The organism is Granulicella paludicola, from assembly GCF_025685545.1.
GTDB classification, from domain to species: Bacteria; Acidobacteriota; Terriglobia; order Terriglobales; family Acidobacteriaceae; genus Granulicella; species Granulicella paludicola.
In genome coordinates this window covers 165,898-185,090 of sequence record NZ_JAGSYC010000025.1, presented here as the reverse complement: position 1 = coordinate 185,090, position 19,193 = coordinate 165,898, and the positions used below count along the sequence as shown (strand labels likewise).

Sequence of the window (19,193 nt, the reverse complement as noted above, 5' to 3'; positions counted from 1 at the left end):
ACTCCCTATCTCTTGCGTTATCCTAGATGGATTATGGAACGGCGTAACGTAGGTATTCTGGGCGCGACCGGAGCGGTCGGCCAGCGATTCATTCAACTCCTCGCAGACCACCCCTGGTTCAACATCACCTGGCTTGCCGCCAGCGATCGCAGCGCGGGTAAACCCTACGCCGAGGCCTGCAACTGGCGTCTCGACACTCCGCTTCCTGACCACATCGCCAAGATGGTGCTGCAACCCAACACCCCCGAAGATGCAGGCGCTGACCTCCCGCGCATCATCTTTTCCTCGGTGGACTCTCCGATTGCGAAAGAACTCGAGCCACGCTTTGCCGCCGCTGGCTGCGCCGTCATCTCGAACTCCTCGGCCTTCCGCATGGGTGCCGACGTGCCGCTAGTCGTCCCTGAAGTCAACGCCGACCATCTCGAAGTGATCGAGTCCCAAGCCACTCGCAAAACGAGTGGCGGCTTCCTCGTCACCAATCCCAACTGTTGCGCCATCGGCCTCGTCCTTCCGCTCGCTGCTCTGCACGAGCGCTTCGGCATCGAGAAGCTCTTCGTTACCACCATGCAGGCCGTCTCCGGCGCGGGCTACCCCGGCGTGCCGTCGCTCGACATCCTCGGCAACGTCATCCCCTTCATCAAGTCCGAAGAAGAGAAGCTGCAGGAGGAGGTTGCCAAGCTCCTCGGCACCGCCACCGCGAACAGCTTCCAGGACGCCGACCTCACCGTCTCCGCCATGTGCAACCGCGTGGCTGTACTCGAAGGGCACACCGAGTGCGTCAGCGTCAAGCTCCGCAAGGCCGCCACTCATGCCGAGATCCTCGCCGCCTGGGCTGAGTTCCAACCGCTCCATGGCAAGGGTCTCGACGGCCTCCATCTGCCCTCCGCTCCCGAGTTTTCCGTCGAGTATCAGCACGGCGATACTCGCCCGCAGCCCCGCGTCGACCTGATGCGCGGCAATGGCATGACCACCACCGTCGGCCGCCTGCGCCCCTGCACCCTCTTCGACTGGAAGTTCACCCTGCTCTCGCACAACACCATCCGCGGAGCCGCCGGTGCGGCCATCCTCAACGCCGAGATCCTCGCCATGCTCGGCAAGTTCGACTTCCGCAAATTCCCTGCCGTAAACAGCGCCAAGAGCCTTCAGCCAGCAGAAAGCCCGGTGCAGGCATGAGCACTCCTCGCAGCCACATCGTCGTCATGAAGTTTGGCGGCACCTCCGTTGAGGACGCCACTGCCATCACGCGCACCGCCAACATCGTCGCTGGCCGCGTCCGCAAGGGCCTCAACCCCATCGTCGTCGTCTCGGCCATGTCCAAGGTCACGGATACCCTGCTCGCCGCCGCAGCCGCAGCAGGCAAGAACGATCGCGAAGGCGCCCTGCGTCTCTCCGACGGCCTGCGTACGCGCCACCTCAAGACCGCAGGCGACCTCGTCTCAGGCGATCGACTCACCAGCCTGCAGCTCAACATCCATCATGACTTCGACGCGCTCGACGATCTCCTCCGCGGAATCTCCGCCGTCGGCGAGCTCACCCCGCGCACCGAAGACAACGTCGTCAGCTTCGGCGAACGCCTCAGCAGCCAGATGGTCGCCGCCGCCTTCGCCGAGCAGGGCATGTCGTCCACCCACGTCGACGCGCGCACCGTCATCCTCACCGACGCGCACTACGGCAAGGCCACGCCCAACGAGCACGCCATCGAAAACGCGCTCGTCTCGCAGGTCCTTCCTCTCGTCGACCTCGGCAAGGTCCCCGTCATGGGCGGCTTCATCGGCTCCTGCGACGGCATCACCACCACCCTCGGTCGCGGCGGCTCCGATTACACCGGGGCTCTCGTCGGCGGCGGTCTCCACGCCGGTGCCATCGAGATCTGGACTGACGTCAACGGCATCATGACCACCGATCCCCGCATCTGCGCCGACGCGCTTCGCGTGAAGACCATCAGTTTCGAAGAGGCCGCCGAACTTGCCTACTTCGGTGCAAAGGTCCTGCACCCCGCAACGATCCTGCCCGCCGTGCAGAAGAACATCCCCGTCTGGGTGCTGAACAGCCGTAACGCAGAAAACGAAGGCACCAAGATCGTCGCCACGCCGCCGCCCTGCGCCAGCCCGTTCAAGTCCATCGCCGCGAAAAAGAAGCTCACCATCATCGACATCGTCGCCAGCCGCATGCTGCTCGCGCACGGCTTCCTCAAGATGGTCTTCGACGTCTTCGACAAGCACCACTGCGCCATCGACATGGTCTCCACCTCCGAGGTCTCCATCTCTGTCACCGTCGACAGCAAGGAAGCTCTGCCCGCCATCTGCGCAGAGCTCTCCCAGATCGCCGACGTCAAGTACGAGTCCAACAAGGCCCTCATCTGCCTCGTCGGCGAAGATATCCGCGGCCACGCCGGCATCTCCGGCCAAGTCTTCACTGCGATCTCGCACGTCAACGTCCGCATGATCTCGCAGGGTGCCAGCGAGATCAACATGAGCTTCATGATCAATGAAGAAGATGTCGAAGAGGCGATTCGCTCACTGCACAACAGGTTCTTCGTCTCACCAGACCCGACGGTATTCGACACCGAAGCGCGGACAGTCGTAGCCGGAAAGGTTTAGGATCTCAGCCATGCGTATCCTCGTTCTCGGAGTCGGCAAGACCGGCAAACTCGTTGCAGATGTCGCCGCCGAACGCGGCCATAGTGTTCACGTGCTCGATGCCAAGGAGAACAAGGACGGAGCCGCTCTCACCGCCCCCTTTGTCGCTGGCTTCGATGTCGTCATAGACTTCACCACGCCCGAGGCCGTGCTCACCAACATGCGCGCCGTGCTCGCGACCGGCGCGAAGATGGTCATCGGCACCACCGGCTGGTACGACAAGCTCAATGACATGAAGTCCCTCACCGAGCGCCGCACGGCATCACTGCTCTATGGCACCAACTTCTCCGTCGGCGTGCAGCTCATGATCAAGCTCACCCGCCAGATGATCACCACGCTCAAGGACGCCGGCTACAGCTTCTCCATCTCCGAAACGCACCACACCAGCAAGCTCGACTCCCCCAGCGGCACCGCCATCACCATCGCCGAGGCCGTCAAGAAGTCGCTCGACTCCATCGACGATGTGCCCATCGAATCCATCCGCACCGCCGACGTCGCTGGCATCCATACCGTCGAAGCCAAGAGCTCTGGCGACCGCATCCTGCTCACCCACGACAGCACCTCGCGCCGCCCCTTCGCTGAAGGCGCGGTCCGCGCCGCCGAATGGCTCGTCAAGCAGAAACCTGGCGTCTACGACATCCGCGAAGTCGTCGACCACCTCTAACTACAGAACTGGGTGCCTCACTCATGACGACAGCCTTAGCGTCGCCCTGAGTGGGAAGCGAACCCGTCCGCGGATTTCCTACCGCCGCCCCAGCACCACCTGCACCCCCGCCATAATCGACCGCGTCTGGTTCTGCACCCCGACAATCTCTTGGTAATCCGTGTTGCTCAGATTTGTCGCGCGCACATATGGCTGCACATACCTAGTGCCCTCGTACGAAGCCGAAGCATCCCACACCGGATACACCGCCCGCGCAATTCGATTCACCACCCGCACCCGCTGCCGCAGCACCAGCCCGTTCTTCCATCTGCCTATCCACTCCGCGCTCGCATTCTGCACCGGATAATTGAACACATACTCTGACTTCAGCCCGTCCAGCGCGCGCTGCGCCCCCGCCAGCGTCGTCAGCCCCACCCGAAACTCCTGCCCTGTCATCGGACGCCAGTCCACCGTCGTCTCCGTACCCGTGAAGTGCAGCCCGCTCAAGTTCTCCGCCATCCACTTCTGCGCCGCATTCGCTCGCACATAATCAATCGTGTCCGTCTGGATCGAGTGAAATGCCGTGAACGAAAGCGCCAGCTTCGCACTCACATACCAGTCCGCGCCGCCATCGAAGCTCCACGCACTCTCCGGCTTCAATTCCGCATTGCCCACCGTCGTCGGATCGCTGTAGTACAGGTCCGTGTACGTCGGCAGCCGGAACCCTCGCCCCGTCGAAGCCCGCAGCTTCACGTTGTGCTTCAGCCGCACACTCCCCGCCACATCGGGAGTAAACACCGCCGTCCCGCCGCTGAAGATCTCCTCGCGTGCCCCTGCTGACAGCGTCCCCCACTTCGACCCGAGCCATTCAAACCCCAGGTACCCCGCGCCGCGATTCCGCCCATGATCCCCAAGGCTGTTGCTGTGGATCTCATCCGTGTTGGCTTCCAGCCCATAGAACACCGCCGCGCCCTTCAGCGGCAGCTCTTCCTTGCGCCGCACCGCGCCCTGCCAGCTGGTATCGATGTGGTTGTTCTCATACACATTCGGCTGATCACGCAACAGCACAAACTCGTCCGTGTGCCGCCGAAACCCCACCGCCGCCAGCGTCTTCGCATCGATTTGCTGACTCAGCGCGGCAAACCACCCCTTCGTCCGCTCATACGACGGATAGTCCCCATAAAACTGGTTCGCTCCATACGCCCGATCGCTCGCCGCGACCAGCAGATCGCTGTCCCCCAGCGCCGATCGAGCCCGCGTCTCTGAACTCCCTTCCTCCGAGCGAAAGTCGCGGTCTGCAATGAATCCATCCGAAAACTCTCGCCCTCCCGACACCACCTCGCTCGCGCGCTTCCCACCCCACGACAACATCGCCGCCTGCTCCTGAGCCCCATAGCTGCCACCACCCGCTCGCGCCAGCAGCGACCACCCCGGCGCAGGTGCAGCCGTCACAAAGTCCACCACACCCGCCACCGCATCCGAGCCATACAACGCTGAACCGGCCCCATGCAGCACATTCACGCTCGCTAGCGCATCCGTCACAATCGGCAGATCCAGATTGAAGTGCGACGTCTGCGAATCATTGATCCGCAGCCCGTTCAGCAGCACCAGCGTCTGCTCGAACGATCCACCCCGGATCGTCACATCGCTCTGCACACCCCCGCCCCCACGTTCTTCCAGGTCAACTGAATTATCACTACGCAACAAATCCTGCGCATTCCCGTAGAGCAGCTTTGAACCCTGCACGTCGAGCGTCGCCGTCGAGCGCGCCGACTCTGCCTCGGTCACCGCATCCGGAGCCCCCACCACGATCACCGTCGTGCTCACCTCAGGAATCTTGCTCACCGGCGTCGGCTGCTGCGCCCCGCCCACCATCGCAGTTCCTGCAAGCCAAATCACCCAAGCCGTCTTCTTCAAAACAATCTGTCGCAAAATCAAAGCCTCACCGTTGAGCTTCAGCCACGACGAGCTCCCACACAAGCATAGTTTGGTATCGTCAGAGATAATTGAGTAGCTCAATCAAATACCGACCTATGCGCATCGAAACCTTCCTCAACGAAAGCCCCATGTTCTGCATCACGCTCACCGCGCGTCGCTTCGACGTGCTGGCAGCCCACCTCTTGCAGGCCGACGATCTCAACTTCCTCGAAGCCCTCATCCTCTCGGCACTCTTCTTCGAATCCCCCGCGCCGGTCAAGCCTTCGCAGCTCGCGCAGACCTTCGGCACCACCCGTGGCAACGTCAGCCACTGCATCTCCTCGCTCGAAGCCCGCGGCCTCGTCCAGCGCAGGATCGATCCTGAAGACGCCCGTGCCTACCACCTCGCGCTCAAACCGCAAGGCCGTAAGACCGCCATCCGCGTCATCGGCGCGCTCGACAAGGTCCAGAAGCAGTTTGAATCCGCCGTCGGCAAAGAAGCCCTGCAAGCCTCGCTCGCCACCATCCGTTCTCTGGCTGAATCAACCTAGCGAACTCTCACAAGTCTCGAGCACCTGCACACGAGCTTGCTTTGAAGGGTACGGGCTTCAGCCCCGGAGGCAACGGATGCTTAATTGGTTCAGTCTTCCCACACCCCGCTTGCGCTCCCCGCCCCACCGACCTACGCTAGAAGCATGGCTACCGCAACCGCTCCCGTCTTCGCCGCTGGTGCTTCCAACGGATTTGCTGCGCTCTCGTTTGACCAGAAGCTCGACCGCCTCGCCGAGGTCGCCGTCCGCGTCGGCCTAAACCTCAAGCCCGGCCAGGAACTCTTCCTCACCGCGCCGACTGACGCCATGCCGCTCGCACGCCGCATCACCGAGCACGCTTACAAAGCCGGAGCCAAGCTCGTCACCACCATCTACTCCGACGACGCAGCCACCCTCGCCCGCTACCAGTACGCCCCCGACGACAGCTTCGACTACGCGCCCACCTGGTTCTACGATGGCGTCTCCGCAGCCTTCAAGTCCGGCGCCGCGCGCATGGCCATCTCCGGCACAAACCCCGCACTCCTCGCCGGCCAGGACCCCGACAAGGTCTCCCGCGCCAACGTCGCCGTCTCCAAGGCCTACAAACCCGCGCTCGAGTTCATCACCCGTCACGACATCAACTGGACCATTATCGCCGCCGCCACCCCCGCCTGGGCCGCGCTCGTCTTCCCCAACGACGCACCCGACGTCGCGCTCAACAAGCTATGGGAGGCCATCTTCTTCTGCTCCCGCATCACCGGCGACGACTTCCTCGCCGACTGGAAGCAGCACAACGCCAACCTCCGCACCCGCGTTGAGTTCCTCAACAACAAGCGCTACCACTCGCTCCGCTTCTTCACCTGCGGAGCCGATGGAAATCCCGACAACGCAACCGACCTCACAGTCGGTCTTGCCGACACGCACCTCTGGGCTGGCGGCGGTACCACCGCAGGCAACGGCATCTACTGCAATGCCAACATTCCTACCGAAGAGTGCTTCACCACGCCGCACAAGGACCGCGTCAACGGCCACGTCAGCGCCTCCAAGCCACTTTCGCATCAGGGCACACTCATCGAAAACATCCACTGCGAGTTCAAGGACGGCAAGATCACTAAGGCCACCGCAACCGCCGGCGAAGCCGCTCTGAACAAGCTCATCTCAGCCGACGAAGGAGCTCGCCAGCTCGGCGAAGTCGCCCTCGTGCCCAACCCCTCGCCCATTGCGCAGTCCGGCATCCTCTTCTGGAACACCCTCTTCGACGAGAACGCCGCCAGCCACATCGCGCTCGGCCAGGCCTACTCCACCTGCCTCATCGACGGCGACAAGCTCGGCAATGAACAGCTTGCAAAGTTGGGGGCTAACGAGAGCCTCATCCACGTCGACTGGATGATCGGCGGCCCCACCATGTCCGTCGACGGCCTCTCCGCCGATGGCACCGCCGAACCCCTCATGCGTAACGGCGACTGGGTCTAATACCTGAGCACATCAGGTTGTCTTGAATGACTGAATACAGCAGGTTGTTTTGAAGGGGCGGGACTTCAGTCCCGCCGTCCCGACCACCTTCAAGTAAGGGGCTTCAGCCCCCGAGGTCAAACTCTACCGTCCCACGGAGCCTTAGCCATGCCGAAGCGCCCCACGCTCGTGACAGCCATCTGCATCTACGAAGGCCTCGCCGGTCTCTTCACCCTCGGCGGCGAGGTCCTCTCGCTCTATCTCTTCTACGCCGTCACCCCCGGCGCACACACCCTTCCGATCAACCACCTGCACAGCGCCGTGACGCTCTTTTCGGCGATCCTTTCCCTCGGCATCGCCAGCTCCCTCTGGTGGATGCGCGGCCAGGCATTCTTCCTCTCAGTCCTGAAGGTCCTTCTCAACCTCTTCGCAACCGTCTCGCTCTTCTACGTCCTCTTCAGCAGCCGACTCCACGGCATAGATCGCATCGGCAACAGTCCCGTCGCGGTGCTAGTCTTCTGGCTGCCACGTTTCACAGAAGCAGCCCTCCTGCTCGTCAGCATCGCAATCACCATCTACATCTACCGCGTCACCATCGCCACCCCACCACCCATCATCCCCTCCGGCTCAACAGACGGATATATCCCATAGCCCATCTCTGGGTGCCCCACGTCTCGCTTCTGAGACGTGGGTTCGCAGGATGCAGACTCGCAAACAACCTATGAACTCGCCACTCACCCGCCTCGCCACCCCCGCCGACCTCCCGCAGGTCCTCGCCCTCCTCGACCACTACTACACCGAGTGGGACATCTGGCAGCGCGACACCGAAGCCACCGTCCGCGAAGCCCTCCAGCATCCGCCCTTGGGCTACATCCTCGTTGAAGTCGACAGCCAGCCCGCAGGCTGCGTCCTCCTCAAGCCACTCCCCGCTATGCCCGGCGTTGTCGGCAAGCCCGTCGAGTGCAAGCGCCTCTTCGTCTCCCCGGACTTCCGCGGTCGCCGCCTCGCCGACACCCTCATGGACGCAGCCGAAGCTGCGGCCCGCACCGCTGGCTACGCCTGGATGTACCTCGACACCAAGCCCGAGTTCGCCGCCGCTATCGCCCTCTATCACCGCCGCGGCTACCAGCCCGTCGAACGCTACAACGACAACCCCCAAGCCACCATCTTCCTCCGCCTCGCCCTCACCTGACACACAAGCCACCCACATTGTCATCCTGAGCGAAGCGTAGCGCAGCCGAAGGACCCCGACGATCTCGTCTCACCACAACCGCTCTAGGCTTTTCAACCGGCACCCTCACAGGCACTTCAGCACAAAAACTGCCCCGGCCGTCTGCGATATCCTTTCCACACCATGGCCACCGAACAGCTCAGCACCGCCCGCATGGAAGCCTTCTCCGACGGCGTCATCGCCGTCATCATCACCATCATGGTGCTCGAACTCCACGTCCCCGCTGAACACCTCAGCAACCTCGACGGCCTCCGCGCCATCCTGCCCACGCTCTTCATCTATCTCCTCAGCTTCGTCCAGGTCGGCATTTACTGGGTCAACCATCACTACCTCGTCGACGACGCAGACAGCGTTACCCACGGCATGCTCTGGGCCAACCTCGCCTTCCTCTTCTGCCTCTCGCTCTTCCCCTTCGGAGCCCGCTGGGTCGGCGAGCGCGGCATCTCGTCTCTCTCCATCGCTCTCTACGCCTTCATCTCCGTCCTTCCCGCGCTCGCATGGAACATCCTCTCCTCCATCATCTGCCGCCGCAGCGGAGCCACCTCCGTCGACAGCCCCATCAAGGTCTTCGGCTCCAGCGCTCTCTACATCGGAGCCATTCCCGTCGCCTTCCTCTCGCCCTACGCCGCCCTCGCCATGCTGATCGCCGTAGCCATCGTCTGGCTCACTCCACCCCGCAAGATCGTCGAGCGCACGCAAACGACCCACACCTCTTCCCTGTAAACTAACCCTCGGCATGAACCTCTCTGGCTGCGGCACCGCTCTCGTCACTCCTTTCCACTCCGACGGCTCTCTCGACGAGACCGCGCTCACCGCGCACGTTCACTGGCAGATCGAGCAGGGCGTCAAACTCCTCATCCCCTGCGGCACGACAGGAGAAGCGTCGACCCTTACCGAAGCCGAATGGCTCCGCGTCATCACCCTCACCGTCGAAGCCGCCGCAGGCCGCGTCCCCGTCTTCGCCGGCTGCACCCACAACTCCACCGCCCAGGCTGTCGCCAACGCGAAGAAGCTCGCCACCATCACCGGTCTCAACGGCATCCTCACCGCGAACCCCTACTACACCAAGCCCAGTCAGGAAGGCCAGTACCAGCACTTCCGCGCCATTGCGGAAGCCACGCCCTTGCCCGTGCTGCTCTACAACATCCCCGGCCGCACCGCCGCCAACCTCCCGCCCGAAACCGCCCTCCGCCTCGCCGAGCTACCCTCGGTCGTTGGCATCAAGGAGTCCAGCGGCCTCATGACCCAGATCACCGAGCTCCTCGCGCATGCACCCGCAGACTTCGCCGTCTTCGCAGGCGACGACGCCCTCGCGCTCCCCACCATCGCCATCGGTGGTGTCGGCGTCATCTCCGTCGCCTCCAACGCCATCCCCGGCCCCATGTCGCAGCTCGTCGCCGCAGCCCTCGCCGGAGACTTCGCCACCGCCCGCACCCTCAACACCAGGTACTTCGCCCTCATGCAGGCCCACTTCCTCGAGCCAAGCCCCGCTCCCATCAAGGCCTCGCTCGCTCTCCTCGGCCGTGGCAACGAAACCCTCCGCCTCCCCATGCTCCCCGTCACCGAACCCACCCGCGACAAGCTACGCACCATACTTCAGAGTCTGGGCTTACTGTCCGCATAAAGCGATGCACTTCAAAGTACTCATTGCCGCTCTCGCAGTCTCTTCGATCGGAGCGATGGCACAGTCGCGTTGGCCGGAACAAAGCACGCACCAGATAAGCAAGCCGATCAGCCAACTCAACCCGCCAGACAGGCATGAGATTCTGAAGCAGCTTCAGATCGTTGCGTCCCAACTTAGAGCCGAGGCTATAGACCAACCGAATGGCCGCACCTTCTTCGTTCAAAGCTATGGGAATGAACTCTGCGGGGCCGCAGGAAATTGCAGTTTCTGGGTGTTCGACCGCAGCCATCGCATTCTTCTCGATACCATCGCGCAAACTGCGGGATACCTTTCTACATCGCACGATGGGCGCAACGACATCCTGACAGCCGAGCACGCCTCAGCCTTCGAACAAGAAGAAACTCTCTGGCAATTCGACGGTAAGCACTACAAACGCTCAGCGTGTACCGATGTTAAGTACAGCGAACTAGCCAGCAAACACGCTCACCCGCGCATCACATCGATTCCCTGTCGCTGAGATTCGACAATCTTCCTGTCAGACAGGTATCGTTCCGGCGAGGAACCTCCATGCGCCCCACCCGCCGCGACCTTCTTAAATCCAGCCTCGCCGCAGCAGCCGCGACCGCTCTCCCCACCTCAGCCCAGACCTTCACCCGCTCCCACACCACCCACCGCGCCCTCACCCCTGCGGAGCTCCATGCCAACTACGTAAAGTGTGACGCCGCCGCAGCGCGTCCCGTCTTCCGCCGCGATCTCTTCCCGAACCCTGTCATCATCGACACCATAGAACTCCTGCACTACAAAAAGTCCTGGCTCTGCCGCGTCCGCTCCAAAGACGGCGCCGAAGGTATCTCCATCTCCAACGCCGCGCAGATGGCCTCGCTTTACCCCATCTTCGTCGACCGCATCGCGCCCTACTGGCTCGGCCTCGACGCCCGCGACCTCGAAAAACACCTCGACCTCTGCATGGTCTACCAGTCGAACTATAAGGCCACCGGCATGGCCATGTTCGTTCCCCTCGCCACACTCGAGTTCGCTATCCTCGACCTCTTTGGCAAGCTCGTCGACAAGCCCATCGGCCTCCTCATCTCCGACAAGATCCACAACCCCAGCATCGCCGTTTACCAGGCCAACGGCGAGCGTTACATCTCGCCCGAAGAGACCATCGAGCACCTGCAGCGCGACGTCGCCATCTCCCACGCCAAAGCTATCAAGTTCAAGCTTGGCGGCCGCATGTCCCACGTCGAAACCCCACCCGACCGCAGCGCCCGCCTCATCCCCATGGTCCGCAAAACCTTCGGCGATCAGATGGTCATCTCCGCCGACTCCAACGGCAGCTACGATGTAGCCGAAGCCATTCGCATCGGCAAGATCATGCAGGAGTACAAGTACGCGTTCTACGAAGAGCCCGTCCCGTTCGACGACTATGACGGCCTCCAGCAGGTTGCGGACGCCCTCGACATCCCCATCGCGCTGGGCGAGCAGGAACCCTCCACCTGGAACTTCCGCCACGTCCTCGCCCACAACGCCGTCGGCATCGTGCAGCAGGACATGTTCTACTTTGGCGGCATGGTCCGCTGCATGAAGGTTGCCCGCATGGCCGCCGCCCTCAACAAGCAGTGCATCCCGCACATCTCCAGCACCGGCCTCGGCTACGTCTACATGATGCACTTCGTCTCCGCCATCACGAACTCCGGCCCCTTCCACGAGTTCAAGGAGTTCAACAACGATCTCCCTTACAAGTGCGACACCTCCACCCTCCGCGCCAGCTCCGAAGGCATCATCACCGTCCCCACTGGCCCCGGCGTCGGCGTAGAAATCGACCCCGACTACATCAAAAAACATGAGGTCATGAAGGTCATCAAGCCCGCCAACTTCAAAGACGCAGAGTAAAGCCACTGGATTTTGTTTGTCATTCCCGCAGGGAATCTGCGTTAAGGACCTGCCCATGATCCTCTTAGCCCTCGCCCTCCTCCAAATCGCCCGCCCCCACCCGTCATCCTTTGGCCGCACGGAGTCTCGCCCCTCGGCATCACCCACAAGGAAAACTTCGGCGACCACGGTCTCTCCATCACCGTCCACAACACCTCCGGCATCGCCGAAATCCACGCTGCCACGGCCGACGTCATGATCGTCCAATCCGGCGAAGCCACCCTCCTCTACGGCGGCGAAGTCATCGCACCAAAAACAACCGCTCCCAATGAGATCCGCGGTACCGGCATCCGCAACGGTACCAGCGTCCACGTCTCCACCGGAGACGTCATCCACTTCGCCGCAGGCGTCCCCCACCAGTGGCTCGTCGAACCCGGCAAACAGATCACCTACCTGGTCGTCCACATCGAGCAGCCCCCACCCGCCAGGTGATCCCACGTCCCCGGTACAATCAAAGTACCCATGACACACGTAGACGTACACTCTCTCGAACCCAAGATCGAACACTACTTCGCCCAGGGCGCAGCCGCCGTCGGCGACAATGACGCGCTCTACACCTTCGAGCTCCTTCGCGAGGCCCTCGAGCTCGGCACCCTGCGCTCCGCCGAACCCGACCCCACAGCCCCGACCGGCTGGCGCGTCAACGCCTGGGTCAAGCGCGGCATCCTCCTCGGCTTCCGCCTCGGCGCGCTCGAGCAGATGGACGGCCACCACCCGCTAGGCTCCTCCATGCTCTCCTTCGTAGACAAAGCCACCTACCCCATTCAGCGCTTCAGGCCCGAAGGCGGCGTCCGCATCGTCCCCGGCGGCAGCTCCGTGCGCGCCGGTGCTCACCTCGCCCGCGGCGTCGTCATGATGCCCCCGGCCTACGTCAACGTTGGCGCCTTCATCGACGAAGGCACCATGATCGACTCGCACGCCCTCGTCGGCTCCTGCGCCCAGATCGGCAAGCGCGTCCACCTCTCGGCCTCCGCCCAGATCGGCGGCGTCCTCGAACCCGTCAACGCCTCCCCCGTCATCATCGAAGACGACGCCCTCGTCGGCGGCAACACCGGCGTCTACGAAGGCACCATCGTCCGCGCCAAGGCAGTCCTCGCTGCCGGCGTCATCCTCACCCGTGGCACCCCGGTCTACGACCTCCCCAACAACACCGTCATCAAGGCCACCGCCGACACCCCCCTCATCATCCCCGCCGGAGCCGTCGTCGTCGCCGGCAGCCGCGCCATCCAGCACGGCCCCGGCAAAGAACTGGGGCTCTCGGTCTACACCCCCATCATCGTCAAGTACCGCGACGAAAAGACAGAGCTCTCCACCGCCCTCGAAGACCTGCTCCGCTAAGTCGCTTCAATCGATCCTTGACAGCGTAGCTACGAAGTAGCTACGCTGTCTTATCGTCTGCACGAGGAGTGCGCCACTAGAAAACCTGGCTGCGAGGAGTAGCCACAAAAGCCATCTCTAGGAGCGCACATGTTTGATTGGGACGAGTTCAATATCGCTCACATCGCAAAACGCCAGGCAGAACCGCACGAAGCCGAAGAGGTCATAGCGAACGACCCGATCGACCTGTCGGTTGGCTTGCGAAACGGCGAGGAGCGCATCGAACAGATTGGCGAGACAGCCGCAGGTCGCATCCTCCGCCTGGTCACAACTCTGCGCAGCGGCAAGATTCGTGTCATAACCGCAATTCCGCTCAGAACTCAGAACAAGGTGGCACGAGCGTTATTTCACCCTGAAGGAGCAAAGGAATGCCAGAAACCAGAACTTTTCTTAATTTCAAATCAGAAGCCGAAGAAGCCGCTTGGTGGGACACGCACGAGGACGAATCCATGGCAGCTTTCGAACAAGCCGCCACGGAAGGCCATCTCGGTCGAGGCACTACCGCCCGTAAAGCTAGCCTACCCACCACCACCATCCGCCTCGACCCCGCCGACATCGTGCTCGCCCGCGTCCAGGCCGAGAAGAAGGGCCTCAAGTACCAGACCTATCTCAAAATGGTCATTCATGAAGCTCTCTTGAAAGAAGCCGAAGCCTCGAAAGCTTCCATGGAACACGCTGCCGCAGGCTAACGTACTTACAAGAAGGAGTTCCACCATGAAGCTGCTTCTCTTCCTCATCCTTCTCGTCTTCTGCTGGCCGCTGGCCCTCGTCGCGCTGATCGCCTACCCGTTTGTCTGGCTCCTCACCCTGCCCTTCCGCCTCGTCGGCGTCGCCGTCGACGGCGTCTTCGAGCTCCTGCGCGCCATCCTTACTCTCCCCGCCCGTATCCTCCGCGCTATCTGACGTTTCCCGCAAACCTGATACGCTGTAGCCCATGCAGGCCCTCAACGACCACCTCGCCAAGGACGGCTTCCGCCTGCGCGGCACGGCCATGTCCCGTGTCGACGCCTTCTCTGACGTCATCTTCGGCTTTGCCCTTACCCTGCTCGTCGTCTCCCTCGAAGTCCCCCACACCTTCGAAGAGCTTCATCACTCCCTCCGCGGCTTCATCCCCTTCGCCATCTGCTTCACCCTCCTGATCCTCATCTGGTACTCGCACTTCAAGTTCTTCCGTCGCTACGGCCTCCACGACCTCGGCACAATCGCCATTAACTCCGCGCTCCTCTTCGTCGTTCTTTTCTACGTTTACCCTCTGAAGTTCCTCTTCACCGTTCTCACCGCAGGCTGGGTCTCCCAGGACAACGCCGCCTTCGGCACCGGTGGCCAGATGCGCGAGCTCATGCTGCTCTACAGCGTAGGATTTACTGCCGTCTACTCCTTTTTCATCGCGCTGTACTGGAACGCCCTGCGCCAGAAACGGCACCTCACCCTCAATCCGCGCGAAGAGTTCCTCACCCGCAGTTCCATGATCGAGTACGCCCTGATGACCAGCGTCGGCATCATTTCCATCCTCATCGCGCTCTTCGCTCCGTCCAACGTCTCCGGTCTCGCGGGCTTTGTCTACATAGCTCTCGCCATCATCGGTCCCATCCACGGACGCTGGGAGCACCGCCGTCTTCTGCGCCTCGGTCCGGCATCGCACTGAACGGGGTGTTACCCTGTAAGTCCATGGCATCAGAAAAATTGCAATTAATTCCCTTAGGCGGACTCGGCGAGTTCGGTATGAACTGTCTCGCTCTCCGTTACGACGATGACATCCTGGTCATCGACGCCGGCCTCATGTTCCCCGAAGAAGAGCTCCTCGGCGTCGACATCGTCGTCCCCGACATCAGCTACCTCATCGAGAACCGCGACAAGGTCCGCGGCATCGTCCTCACCCACGGGCACGAAGACCACATCGGCGGGCTTCCCTGGATACTCTCCGAGCTCAACGTCCCCGTCTACGGCACCGAGTTCACCCTCGCCTACGTCGAAGGCAAGCTCGATGAACATCGCCTGCTCGACGACGCCGAGCTGATCGAAATCCTTCCCGGCCGCCGCTTCACCCTCGGCGCCTTCTCGATCATGCCGATCCGCGTCACGCACTCCCTCGTCGATTGCGTCGCCCTCGCCATCCACACCCCCGTCGGTATCGTCCTCCACACCGGCGACTTCAAGATCGATCTCTCCTCGCCCGATGGCCATCCCTTCGACCTCCAGGCCTTCGCCGACCTCGGCAAGCAGGGCGTCCTCTGCCTCCTGCAGGACTCCACCAACGTCGACCGCCCCGGCTTCACCCCCGGCGAAAAGGCCGTCATTCCGCGTCTCGACGACATCTTCGCCCAGACTAAGAAAAAGCTCTTCTTCTCCTGCTTCTCCTCCTCCATCCACCGCATGAAGATCGCCTTCGACCTCGCCCACAAGCACGGTCGCAAGGTCGCCATCATCGGCCGATCCATGGACAACTCCTCGGAGATCGCGCAGGACCTCGGCTACCTCGATCCGCCACAGGGACTTATCATTAACCCCGGCCAGATCAAGGACACCCCGGCCAACAAGCTCCTCATCATGATCTCCGGCACCCAGGGCGAGCCCATGTCCGCGCTCTCCCGCGCTGCCGTCGACAACCACAAGTTCGCCAAGATCGATCCAGGCGACACCGTTCTGCTCTCCTCGCGCGTCATCCCCGGCAACGAGAAAGCCATCTACAGAGTGATTGACCATCTGGAGAGGAGAGATGCCCGCGTCATCCACGACGACGGCACCAACGGCCTCATCCACGTCTCCGGTCACGGCTCGCAAGAAGAGCTTCGTATGATGATCAACCTCGTGCGCCCCAAGTTCTTCATCCCCGTCCACGGCGACTACCGCCACCTCAAGCGCCACGTCGAGCTCGCCATCGCCACCGGCATCCCTGAGAAGGTGATCCTCATGGAAGACGGCGACGTCCTCACCCTCGACCGCAACTCTGCCGAGAAGACCGGCAAGGTCACCACCGGCCGCGTCTGCATCGACAACAACTCCACCGCCGATGTCGTCCAGGACACCATCATCCGCGACCGTAAGCACCTCGGCGAGGACGGCATCTTCCTCCCCATCGTCGCCATCAACCGCGCCACCGGCCAGTTCGAAGGCATGCCCGAGATCACCACCCGCGGCTTCGCAGCCGACGAGCCCGATCTCCTCCGCAACGCCCGCGACATCGTCGTGCGCACCCTCGAACAGTCCAGCGTCGAAGAGCGCCGCGACTATGGCGTCATGAAGGACAAGATCCGCGGCGACCTCAAGCGTTTCATCCAGAAGAACGCCAACCGCCGCCCCCTCATCATGCCCATCATCCTCGAAATCTGACCTTCGAGCCGCCTACACAACAAAGACCTCTGCTCCCGCAGAGGTCTTCTTGTTTGTCATCCCGCAGCGCAGACTCTCTATCATCCTGCAGCGGAGACCTTTGTCATTCCGCAGCGCAGCGAAGAAATCTGCATTTGCTTTTCTTGTTTGTAATTCCCGCAAAGAATCTGCTTCCGCTTTTGCGCTTGTCGTCGCTGGTCTTCCACCGACCCACACAGCCTGTCATTCTGAGCGAAGCGCAGCGCAGCCGAAGAACCCCGACAGTTTCCACCTCACCCCAACCCTCTCCCCTTTTCAACCTCAACCCACCAAGCCCTACTTCAACCTCCGCAACCAAACCTCCCGCACCGACACCTTCGAAGGTTGTCCCTCCAGCTCGATCCCGATCAACCCCGTCCCATTGTTCGAGGACGTCGGATCGTCATCCAGATACACCGCCATCAGCTGCCCATTCAGAATGTGCAGAAACACCCCACCCCGCGCGATGATCTCGTACTGGTTCCAGTCGTTGATCTTCACATACCCGCCCAGCGCGCTGCGGTCGCCAATCGTCCCCACCAGCTGCTTCTCTTTCCCGGGCTCCTGCTCCACCACCTGCCCGCGATACGCCAGGATCCCCAGCGGCGTGTTCTCCGAATAAAACTGTCCTGTATACGAGTTGTGCTGCGGATTCACCGGATACCAGAAGTCCGCCTGCGGTCCCGTCATCATCCAGTTGAGATTCGGGGTCACCACGCCTGGCGCGAACCCGCGAATCCACGGCTTGCCCGTCACGCTCCTATACTGAATCCCGCTGCCGCCGCCGTTCTCCACCTTGATCTCCAGCTTCAGATCGAAGTCCTTCGCCTCGCCATCCGTCCCTCCAGCACCGTGATACGCGATGTAGCTGTTCGGTCGTGGCTTGTCCTTGAACGACTCCCCCACAATCGCTCCATTCTCCACACGCCAGGCCGTCGGATCGCCCTCCCACCCCTTCAGCGTCTTCCCATCGAAGATCTGCGTGAACCCGGCATGATCGTTGAAGTCCAGCGGCTCCGGCTCTTTGAACGGCACCGCCATCCGCGCAGGCGCAGAGCTCGCACCTCCACGCTGCTGCGCGTCCGCTAACCGACACGCATAGACAGCAAAGCCGCAAACCACCGCCCCACCCACACAACACCTCGCCACCATCTGCATCGAAATCTTCATAGAGCTCCCCTGTGCACTCGACTCGGCTGACCTGCTTGCGCCCTGGCTTTTCACGATCCGCCCTGCGGCACCATGCTACCCGAGTCTCTTGCACAGGGTCTCTGATCTCACTGCTTCGGGACCTGAACATGAACCGCCTGACCGCGCGACCGCTGCGCGCCCTCGGAACCCTGATACTCCTGATCGGCATCGCGGCCCCTGCCTGCGCCAGCATCGGTCTCGTGGTCGGCGAACCCTTCGGCTCCTTCGGCACCATGATGCCCGTCGGTCACGCCAGCATCTACCTCGACCACCTCTGCGCCGACGGCTCCACCCGCATCCGCGCTTGCCTCGCCAACGAGCGCCCCGGCGTCGTCATCGCCCGTTACCACGACCTCACCCGCAGTCACATGGACTGGCTCGCCACCCCCGCCTACGTCTTCTTCTACGGCGTCGACAACCCCGCAGACACTCCTACCTGGATCACCCCAGCCCTCCGCGACCAGCTGCGTCTCGCCTACCTCGACGCCCACCTTCGCCCCGTCGTCCCCGGTAAGGTCACCACCCACGTCGAACGCGACGGTGCACTCCACTTCAAAGAAGGTGAGGACTGGCAGGAATCCATCGGCGCTGCCTTCGATCGCCGCCTCTTCCTCTACACCCTCGCCACCACCCCCGAGCAGGACGAGGCCGTCATGGCCTTCGTCAACGACCTCCCCAACCGTCGCCGTTACTCCCTCTTCTCCGCCAACTGCGCCAACTTCGCCGCCGACGTCCTCCGCGTCGTCCTGCCGCAGCAGAATCCGCCCATCCTGCACCCCGGCAAGCTCGCCGACTTCGCCTACACCACCCCGAAGTCCCTCGCCCGCCAGATCGACGCCTTCGGTCGCCAGCACCCCGAACTCTCCTTCGCCGTCTACCAAGTCCCCCAGGTCCCCGGCACCACCCGCCGCAGCCGCCCCCTCCGCAGCTCCGCCGAACTCCTGCTCACCACCAAGCGTTACCTCGTAACACTGTCCATCCTCCAGCCCGAAATCGTCCTCGCCGACACTGTCGCCTTCGAAACCAGGGGCCGCTGGACCCCCGGCAAGGACGCCATCCCCCTGTCCCCCTCCGACTGGCCATCGCCACAAACGCTGTCAAGCCCCGCCGGTGCCGCCGACAGCGATAACTCCATCAAAGCAAACGACTAATCGCGCAAAAAACAATTGCATGTTTGCTCTGTTCCACTTTCTATAATGGAAGTAGAGGCAAAAGCCTGCATATCGCCTCCCGCGTCCCTCCCGGACTTCCAGAATTCCTCCGAAAGGGTAATAACTTACTTCACTCATCATCAGAACTAGCATGATTT

The 19,193-nt window shown here is 62.3% G+C and carries 20 protein-coding genes; 18 read left to right on the top strand and 2 right to left on the bottom strand.

Translation table 11 applies throughout. The features are described from left to right. Window positions 1–33: 33 nt before the first annotated feature. Genes asd through OHL14_RS12705 form a run of 3 tightly spaced genes read left to right on the top strand, consistent with a single transcriptional unit; the run spans window position 34 to window position 3,303 of the window. Window positions 34–1,173, top strand: a complete 1,140-nt coding sequence (gene asd / locus OHL14_RS12715) for an aspartate-semialdehyde dehydrogenase (protein ID WP_263379732.1) — start codon at window positions 34–36, stop codon at window positions 1,171–1,173. After that, window positions 1,170–2,600 (top strand): lysine-sensitive aspartokinase 3, encoded by a 1,431-nt coding sequence (gene lysC, locus OHL14_RS12710; RefSeq protein ID WP_263379731.1) that lies wholly within the window; start codon window positions 1,170–1,172, stop codon window positions 2,598–2,600. Before asd ends, lysC begins: the two co-directional genes overlap by 4 nt. Before the next feature lie 10 nt (window positions 2,601–2,610). Further along, complete coding sequence (locus tag OHL14_RS12705) at window positions 2,611–3,303, top strand: 4-hydroxy-tetrahydrodipicolinate reductase (protein WP_263379730.1); 693 nt, start codon at window positions 2,611–2,613, stop codon at window positions 3,301–3,303. Between the two features lie 78 nt (window positions 3,304–3,381). On the opposite strand, the gene OHL14_RS12700 is transcribed toward OHL14_RS12705, so the two are convergent. Then, window positions 3,382–5,181: a TonB-dependent receptor plug domain-containing protein gene (locus OHL14_RS12700; RefSeq protein ID WP_263379729.1), complete on the bottom strand. Its 1,800-nt coding sequence runs from the start codon at window positions 5,179–5,181 to the stop codon at window positions 3,382–3,384. A 134-nt stretch (window positions 5,182–5,315) separates the two neighbouring features. Here OHL14_RS12700 and OHL14_RS12695 point away from each other — a divergent pair, with 134 nt between their 5' ends. The 14 genes from OHL14_RS12695 to OHL14_RS12630 all read left to right on the top strand — a co-directional run bounded on the left by OHL14_RS12695 (window position 5,316) and on the right by OHL14_RS12630 (window position 16,675). After that, window positions 5,316–5,750 carry a MarR family winged helix-turn-helix transcriptional regulator gene (locus OHL14_RS12695; protein ID WP_263379728.1) on the top strand — a complete coding sequence of 145 codons (435 nt, stop codon included), beginning with the start codon at window positions 5,316–5,318 and terminating at the stop codon, window positions 5,748–5,750. A 144-nt stretch (window positions 5,751–5,894) separates the two neighbouring features. Further along, window positions 5,895–7,202, top strand: a complete 1,308-nt coding sequence (locus tag OHL14_RS12690) for an aminopeptidase (RefSeq protein WP_263379727.1) — start codon at window positions 5,895–5,897, stop codon at window positions 7,200–7,202. A 147-nt stretch (window positions 7,203–7,349) separates the two neighbouring features. Next, on the top strand, window positions 7,350–7,832 hold the full coding sequence (locus tag OHL14_RS12685; RefSeq protein ID WP_263379726.1) for a hypothetical protein: 483 nt from the start codon (window positions 7,350–7,352) through the stop codon (window positions 7,830–7,832). A gap of 70 nt (window positions 7,833–7,902) precedes the next feature. After that, window positions 7,903–8,373 (top strand): GNAT family N-acetyltransferase, encoded by a 471-nt coding sequence (locus OHL14_RS12680; RefSeq protein ID WP_263379725.1) that lies wholly within the window; start codon window positions 7,903–7,905, stop codon window positions 8,371–8,373. 162 nt (window positions 8,374–8,535) lie between these two features. Further along, window positions 8,536–9,135 (top strand): TMEM175 family protein, encoded by a 600-nt coding sequence (locus OHL14_RS12675; RefSeq protein WP_263379724.1) that lies wholly within the window; start codon window positions 8,536–8,538, stop codon window positions 9,133–9,135. Window positions 9,136–9,148: 13 nt separating this feature from the next. Then, window positions 9,149–10,036, top strand: a complete 888-nt coding sequence (gene dapA / locus OHL14_RS12670; RefSeq protein ID WP_263379723.1) for a 4-hydroxy-tetrahydrodipicolinate synthase — start codon at window positions 9,149–9,151, stop codon at window positions 10,034–10,036. Window positions 10,037–10,040: 4 nt separating this feature from the next. Next, on the top strand, window positions 10,041–10,553 hold the full coding sequence (locus OHL14_RS12665; protein ID WP_263379722.1) for a hypothetical protein: 513 nt from the start codon (window positions 10,041–10,043) through the stop codon (window positions 10,551–10,553). Between the two features lie 50 nt (window positions 10,554–10,603). After that, window positions 10,604–11,929: a mandelate racemase/muconate lactonizing enzyme family protein gene (locus tag OHL14_RS12660; RefSeq protein WP_263379721.1), complete on the top strand. Its 1,326-nt coding sequence runs from the start codon at window positions 10,604–10,606 to the stop codon at window positions 11,927–11,929. Window positions 11,930–12,163: 234 nt separating this feature from the next. Further along, window positions 12,164–12,400, top strand: coding sequence for a cupin domain-containing protein (locus OHL14_RS12655; RefSeq protein WP_263379720.1), 237 nt, complete (start codon window positions 12,164–12,166; stop codon window positions 12,398–12,400). Between the two features lie 30 nt (window positions 12,401–12,430). Further along, window positions 12,431–13,306 carry a 2,3,4,5-tetrahydropyridine-2,6-dicarboxylate N-succinyltransferase gene (locus OHL14_RS12650; protein ID WP_263379719.1) on the top strand — a complete coding sequence of 292 codons (876 nt, stop codon included), beginning with the start codon at window positions 12,431–12,433 and terminating at the stop codon, window positions 13,304–13,306. A gap of 407 nt (window positions 13,307–13,713) precedes the next feature. Then, window positions 13,714–14,034 (top strand): BrnA antitoxin family protein, encoded by a 321-nt coding sequence (locus OHL14_RS12645; RefSeq protein WP_263379718.1) that lies wholly within the window; start codon window positions 13,714–13,716, stop codon window positions 14,032–14,034. Window positions 14,035–14,059: 25 nt separating this feature from the next. After that, window positions 14,060–14,248, top strand: a complete 189-nt coding sequence (locus OHL14_RS12640) for a hypothetical protein (RefSeq protein ID WP_263379717.1) — start codon at window positions 14,060–14,062, stop codon at window positions 14,246–14,248. 31 nt (window positions 14,249–14,279) lie between these two features. Next, the gene (locus OHL14_RS12635; protein ID WP_263379716.1) at window positions 14,280–14,990 is read left to right on the top strand and encodes a TMEM175 family protein; all 711 of its coding nucleotides are present in this window, start codon (window positions 14,280–14,282) and stop codon (window positions 14,988–14,990) included. Between the two features lie 23 nt (window positions 14,991–15,013). Continuing rightward, window positions 15,014–16,675 (top strand): ribonuclease J, encoded by a 1,662-nt coding sequence (locus OHL14_RS12630; RefSeq protein WP_263379715.1) that lies wholly within the window; start codon window positions 15,014–15,016, stop codon window positions 16,673–16,675. A gap of 315 nt (window positions 16,676–16,990) precedes the next feature. On the opposite strand, the gene OHL14_RS12625 is transcribed toward OHL14_RS12630, so the two are convergent. Next, window positions 16,991–17,863: a 3-keto-disaccharide hydrolase gene (locus OHL14_RS12625; RefSeq protein ID WP_263379714.1), complete on the bottom strand. Its 873-nt coding sequence runs from the start codon at window positions 17,861–17,863 to the stop codon at window positions 16,991–16,993. Between the two features lie 128 nt (window positions 17,864–17,991). Here OHL14_RS12625 and OHL14_RS12620 point away from each other — a divergent pair, with 128 nt between their 5' ends. After that, on the top strand, window positions 17,992–19,035 hold the full coding sequence (locus tag OHL14_RS12620) for a DUF4105 domain-containing protein (RefSeq protein WP_263379713.1): 1,044 nt from the start codon (window positions 17,992–17,994) through the stop codon (window positions 19,033–19,035). Window positions 19,036–19,193: the final 158 nt, after the last annotated feature.